This is a genomic window from bacterium (assembly GCA_030655055.1).
Classification (GTDB): domain Bacteria; phylum Edwardsbacteria; class AC1; order AC1; family EtOH8; genus UBA5202.
In genome coordinates this window covers 1-5,734 of the sequence record JAURWH010000150.1, presented here as the reverse complement: position 1 = coordinate 5,734, position 5,734 = coordinate 1, and the positions used below count along the sequence as shown (strand labels likewise).

Genomic DNA, 5,734 nt, shown 5'->3' with positions numbered 1-5,734 from the left:
ATAAATTTCCAGCGCTCCCAGGTCTATATCTGCAACATCCTCAAGTGCCGGCCCCCGGACAACCGCAATCCCCTGCCGGCCGAGATCGAGCTCTGCGAACCCTATCTGATCAAACAATTGGAGATCATCAAGCCGGCGGTGATCTGCACCCTGGGCACCTTTGCCTCGCAGACCCTGCTGAAGACCGACATCCCCATCTCCAAGCTCCGGGGAAAGATACATTATTATCAAAACATCAAACTCGTTCCCACCTTTCATCCGGCGGCGCTGCTGCGCAACCCGGCCTGGAAGCGGGATACCTGGGAGGACGTGAAACTAGTGCGTCAGATATACGACCAGGAGGTTAAGAATGGCCGATAGCCAACAGCCCGCCGAACGCAAACCGTTGGACCGGCAATTGCCGGACCGGCCGGTGCCGGACAGACAGATGCCGGACCGGGTGCCGCCCCAGTCCCAGGAGGCCGAGATGGCCGTGCTGGGCTCGATGCTTTTGGACAGCGAGGCCGTCAGCCGGGCGGTGGAAGTGATCGCCGACGAGCACAACTTTTACTTCGGCGCCCATCGCAAGATCTACCGGGCGGCGGTCACCCTGTACGAGCGCAGCCAGCCGGTGGACCTGGTCACTTTGGCCGAAGAACTGCGCCGCCAGAAATGCCTGGACGAGGTGGGCGGCCCGGTCTACCTGACCAAGCTGACCGACAGCGTGGCCACCTCGGCCAACATCGACTATTACGCCCGGATAGTGGTGGAGAAGGCGGTGCTGCGCCGCCTGATAAACACCGCCTCCGAGATCATCTCCTTCAGCTACCAGGCCACCGAGAACCCCGAGGAGCTTTTGGACCGCTCGGAGCAGATGATCTTTTCCATCAAGGAACAGCGCCTGCGCAAGAGCCTGATCCCGCTGAAGACCTTCATCCACGACAGCTTTGAGACGGTGGAGAAACTGTTCCGGGAGAAGCGGCACATCACCGGGCTGGAGACCGGCTTCACCGACCTGGACCTGATGACCTCCGGCCTGCAGAAGGGCGACCTGATAATCGTGGGAGCCCGGCCCTCGGTGGGAAAGACCGCCTTTGCCTTGAACATCGCCCAGCACGTGGCGGTGCAGAACCAGATCCCGGTGGCGGTGTTCAGCCTGGAAATGTCCAAGGAGCAGCTGGTGCTGCGCCTGCTGTGCGCCGAGGCCCGGGTCTCGGGCCACAAGGTCCGCAGCGGCTATCTTTCCCAGGAGGAATGGCCGGCCCTGGTCAGCGCGGCCTCGGTATTGCACCAGGCCCCCATGTACATCGACGACAGCTCGGCCATGAGCCCGCTGGAGATCCGGGCCAAGGCCCGGCGGCTGAAGTCCGAGGTGGACCTGGGCCTGGTGGTGGTGGATTACCTGCAGCTGATGCGGGGCTCGTCCTCCCGCGTCGAGAACCGCCAGCAGGAGATCTCCGAGATCTCCCGTTCCCTCAAGGCCCTGGCCAAGGAGTTGAACGTTCCGGTGATCGCCCTGTCCCAGCTTTCCCGTTTAAGCGAACAGCGGGGCCAGGATTCCCGGCCCATCCTGTCCGACCTGCGTGAATCGGGGGCCATCGAGCAGGACGCCGACGTGGTGATGTTCCTGCACCGGGACAAGACGCCCTACAAGAGCAAGGAGGAGTGGACCCCGGAATCCAGCATGGAGTCCGAGGTAGCCGACCTGATAGTGGCCAAGCAGCGCAACGGCCCGGTGGGCACCAAGAAACTGACCTTCCTGCGGAGCTACACCCGGTTCGAGAATTACAGCCAGCGCCAGGACGAGGGCCAGGAATAGGCGTTTTCCACGGCGGGGAAACTTACTGATCATGCCATGAACAATAAATTGGATGCGTAAATAAACCATTACTTAATGCCTTCACAAAATAACAATAATTATCCGGCCAAGGTTCTTGCCGGAATAGGCCAGGCCACCCTGGATTCTTTTCAGGAATGGGGCTCGGCCTTTTATTTATTCGGCCGGATCATCCTGGCCTTAAGGCACGTATTCAGGAATTCCAGCCTGATCCTTCAGCAGATGATGGTGATGGGGGTCAATTCCCTGCCGCTGGTGCTGTTCTCGGCCGTCTTCACCGGGATGGTGGCGGCGGTCCAGGCCGCCTACCAGATGCAGGGGCTGGTGCCGCCCATCTGGCTGGGCACCGGGATCGCCCGGGCGGTGATGATAGAACTGGGCCCGGTGCTGACCGCGCTGGTGGTGGCGGGACGGGTGGGGGCGGGCATCGCCGCCGAACTGGGCACCATGCGGGTGACCGAGCAGATCGACGCCCTGGAGACCATGGCCATAGACCCGGTTTCCTTCCTGGTTATGCCCCGGTTCGTGGCCGGGGCGGTGATGTCGCCGGTGCTGACCATCTTCGCCAACTTCGTGGCCCTGATCGGCGGCTGGCTGGTGGCGGTGGCCTCGGTGGGCATCTCCTCCCAGGTCTACCTGGACGGGTTAAGGTTCCACTTCCACACCAAGGACCTGATGGGGGGCATAGTGAAATCAATATTCTTCGGCATCATCATCGCCACTTCCGGGTGCTTTCACGGGTTCGCCACCGAGGGCGGGGCGGAGGGGGTGGGCCGGGCCACCACCAAGGCGGTGGTCACTGCGGCGGTGCTGATACTGATATTCGATTACATAGTGTCAGCCTGGATATTCGGGTGAAACATTAGCCACAGAGGCTCAGAGACACAGAGGGAATAGTAAACTCCGAATGGAGGACAATCATGGACAAATTCGCCCAAAACACAGCCCTGATAGGTCTGGGGCTTGGCCTCTTGGCCCTGATCATCCTGGTGGTTTCCATTGCCCTGAAGGTCAAAAAGAAGATCGGGCTGGGCTCTGTATGGAGCGCTTTCCTGTTCTTCCTGATCCTGCTCCTGGCCGGGGCCTCGATGTTCTCGCTGTCCCTGTTTGCCCGGACCTACAGCCTGCTGAACAACGATCAGCTCATCGGCACGGTTACTGCGCTGAAGACAGAAAGTGGCCTGCAGATGAGCTATACAGATGAATCCACCGGCGCCAAGCACGTCTTCCCCCTGGCCGGGGACCAGTGGATGATCCAGGGCTACATCCTGCGATGGAAGCCGTTCTTAAGATTCCTGGGAGCCAAACCCTATTACCGGGTCACCCGTTTTTCCGGGCGCTGGGAGTCGGCCGATTCCACCACTATCTGCAATTATCAGCTGGTCAAGGAACCGGGATACTGGGGAACCCTGCTGCGCTACGGGCAAAAATACCCTTTGATAGATGCGGTCCAGGGAATAGCCGCCTTCCAGTATCCTGATCCCAATGCTTACGCCGTATACATCACCGATGCAGGGTTTGTTTTAAAGAAATAACCCCTCCCTTGTCCACTTTCGATTGTAAAGCAAGCCTTTCTTCTCAGTGCAGGCTCTCCCCGCAGCGGGGAGGGTTGGTAGAGGTCCGAAGCCAGGAGCTAACAATTAAATGCCGTTTCATACTTAAATGATAACTATCCGCGATCTACATAAATCCTACGGGCACAAAAAGGTCCTGGACGGGGTGGGGCTGGAGATCCAGACCGGCGAGACCATGGTGATCATGGGGCGCTCCGGCTGCGGCAAGAGCGTGCTGCTGCGCCACATCATCGGCCTGGCCCGGCCCGACCTGGGCACGGTTACCATCGACGGCACCGACATCACCCGGATAAAAAAGCACGAGCTGTATGCCATACGCCGGAGGTTCGGGATGCTGTTCCAGGGGGCGGCCCTGTTCGACTCCATGACCGTGGCCCAGAACGTGGGCCTGGGGCTTAAGGAGCATTCCGATCTGGATGATGCCAGCATCGCCGGGAAGGTGGCCGAAAAGCTGGCCCTGGTGGGCATGTCCGGCACTGAAAAACTGATGCCCTCGGAGCTTTCCGGGGGGATGAAGAAAAGGGTGGGGCTGGCCCGGGCCCTGGCCATGGATCCGGACTACATCCTTTACGACGAGCCCACCACCGGCCTGGACCCCATCACCGCCGACAAGATCAACGACCTGATGATGACCCTGGCCGCCAAGCTATCCATCACTTCCATCGCGGTCACCCACGACATGGTCAGCGCCAACAAGATCGCCGACCGGATAGCCATGCTGCACCAGGGCCGGATAATCTTCTGCGGCACCCCGGAACAGATAAAAAAGTCGCCCGACCAGAACATCCAGCAGTTCATCCGGGGCGAGGCGGACTGAAAATAAAAAAACCAGGCTTTCGCCTGGTTTTTTAAAATGGTGGCACGGGACAGAGTTGAACTGCCGACGCAGGGATTTTCAGTCCCTCGCTCTACCACCTGAGCTACCGTGCCAACTATCTATAATTTCTTTAACGGCCTTATGGCTTTTTAGGGATTTCAAATATTTTTCCCTTAAAAGAGCTGCCGACTTTTCCGGAAATGATTCAGTGTATACTATCTCCAAAGGCCTGCGATATTTTGTGGCATCAACACCGCCAGAATTGTGTTTTAAGAGTCTTTCCTGCAAACAAGCCGTGCTGCCGATGTAAAACCTTTTATCTTTCAGGCTCTGAAGTATGTATATGAAATATACTGTCATTCCTAACTGCCGCCGCCCCCGATTTATCGGGGCGCTCTACCACCTGAGCTACCGTGCCCCAGATCCAAATATAAATACAAAAGCCCTGTATTACAGAGCTTTGTTTATGGCGGGATCGACGGGGTTCGAACCCGCGACCTCCTACGTGACAGGCAGGCGTTCTAAACCAAGCTGAACTACGACCCCACCATAAACAACGAATTATAGCATAATCTAAAAAGCCTGTCAACTATCTAAAAGGGCCGGTAAAATAAATTCTAAATCCCGGGCCGGAATATCCGGGATAAAACGTCTGTTTGGAGTTGACAGATAAAAGCTATAATAGTATAATAAACGCAGGTATTTGCTAAAAAACAACCACTAATAATATCAGGAGCCCGACATGAAAAAGACACTGATCTTAGCTCTCGTACTGGCCGCCTTTTTTAGCGCCGGTTCTGCCCAGACCATGCCCGGAGCGCCAGCCGACAGCGGTTCCAGCTTCACAGGCGGCATGGGATTGACCATGATAGACGGCAAGGCCTATTTCCTGCTGCAGCTGACCCCGGAACTGCGGTTCTCCAAGCTGGGGGTGGGCCTGGATGTTTCCCTGCTGGTGAACAACGACGGCATCCGCAAGGAAGAATGGAAGCCGGCCAGCAAGATGATGCGGCTGGTCCGCTATGTCAGCTGGGGCAACCGGACCGACAAGTTCTACACCCGGGTAGGGGCCCTGGACGCCACCACCCTGGGCAACGGGTTTTTGATGAGCAACTACAGCAACCGGGCCGACGACCTGAACCGCAAGATCGGGATGGAGCTCAACCTGAAGTTCCCCTGGGGCGAGGCCCCGACCCTGTTCGGCATCCAGTCCATGGTCTCCAACTTCGACCGGGCCGAGATCTACGGCCTGCGGGGCTTCGTCTGCCCCCTGTCCGGCACCGGCATCCCCATCATCAAGGGATTTGAAGTGGGCGGTACGGTGGTCACCGATGTCGACCCCGACCAGACCAGCGCTACCAATGACGCTGTGACCGCCTTCGGCGCCGACCTGGGCCTGCCCATCATCAATACCGCCATCCTGGGAAGCCGGATCTATTACGATTTCGGGCAGATCAAGGATTACGGCCACGGCAACGCGGTGGGGATCTCGGCCCTGGTCTCCTTCCCCGGCAATATGGTCACCCT

Annotated in this window: 7 protein-coding genes and 2 tRNA genes; 6 read left to right on the top strand and 3 right to left on the bottom strand. The window is 58.2% G+C overall.

Annotated features, from left to right (window positions below; translation table 11 throughout):
• The 5 genes from Q7U71_07115 to Q7U71_07095 all read left to right on the top strand — a co-directional run.
• The coding region (locus tag Q7U71_07115; GenBank protein MDO9391523.1) for a uracil-DNA glycosylase at positions 1-360 on the top strand (360 nt) is incomplete at its 5' end.
• A 67-nt stretch (positions 361-427) separates the two neighbouring features.
• Positions 428-1,798, top strand: a complete 1,371-nt coding sequence (dnaB, locus tag Q7U71_07110) for a replicative DNA helicase (protein ID MDO9391522.1) — start codon at positions 428-430, stop codon at positions 1,796-1,798.
• A 75-nt stretch (positions 1,799-1,873) separates the two neighbouring features.
• Positions 1,874-2,674, top strand: coding sequence for an ABC transporter permease (locus Q7U71_07105; protein ID MDO9391521.1), 801 nt, complete (start codon positions 1,874-1,876; stop codon positions 2,672-2,674).
• A gap of 62 nt (positions 2,675-2,736) precedes the next feature.
• Entirely contained in the window at positions 2,737-3,351 is a 615-nt protein-coding gene (locus Q7U71_07100; protein MDO9391520.1) for a hypothetical protein, read from the top strand.
• Positions 3,352-3,478: 127 nt separating this feature from the next.
• Positions 3,479-4,207: an ABC transporter ATP-binding protein gene (locus Q7U71_07095; GenBank protein MDO9391519.1), complete on the top strand. Its 729-nt coding sequence runs from the start codon at positions 3,479-3,481 to the stop codon at positions 4,205-4,207.
• 37 nt (positions 4,208-4,244) lie between these two features.
• On the opposite strand, the gene Q7U71_07090 is transcribed toward Q7U71_07095, so the two are convergent.
• From Q7U71_07090 to Q7U71_07080, 3 genes are all read right to left on the bottom strand, one after another.
• Positions 4,245-4,320 (bottom strand) — tRNA-Phe (locus Q7U71_07090).
• Positions 4,286-4,567: a GIY-YIG nuclease family protein gene (locus Q7U71_07085; GenBank protein ID MDO9391518.1), complete on the bottom strand. Its 282-nt coding sequence runs from the start codon at positions 4,565-4,567 to the stop codon at positions 4,286-4,288. The genes Q7U71_07090 and Q7U71_07085 overlap by 35 nt, the downstream gene beginning before the upstream one ends.
• A 107-nt stretch (positions 4,568-4,674) precedes the next feature.
• A tRNA-Asp gene (locus tag Q7U71_07080) sits at positions 4,675-4,753 on the bottom strand.
• A 196-nt stretch (positions 4,754-4,949) separates the two neighbouring features.
• Between Q7U71_07080 and Q7U71_07075 the strand changes: the two genes are divergently transcribed.
• A partial coding sequence (locus Q7U71_07075) for a hypothetical protein (protein ID MDO9391517.1) occupies positions 4,950-5,734 on the top strand: 785 nt, incomplete at its 3' end.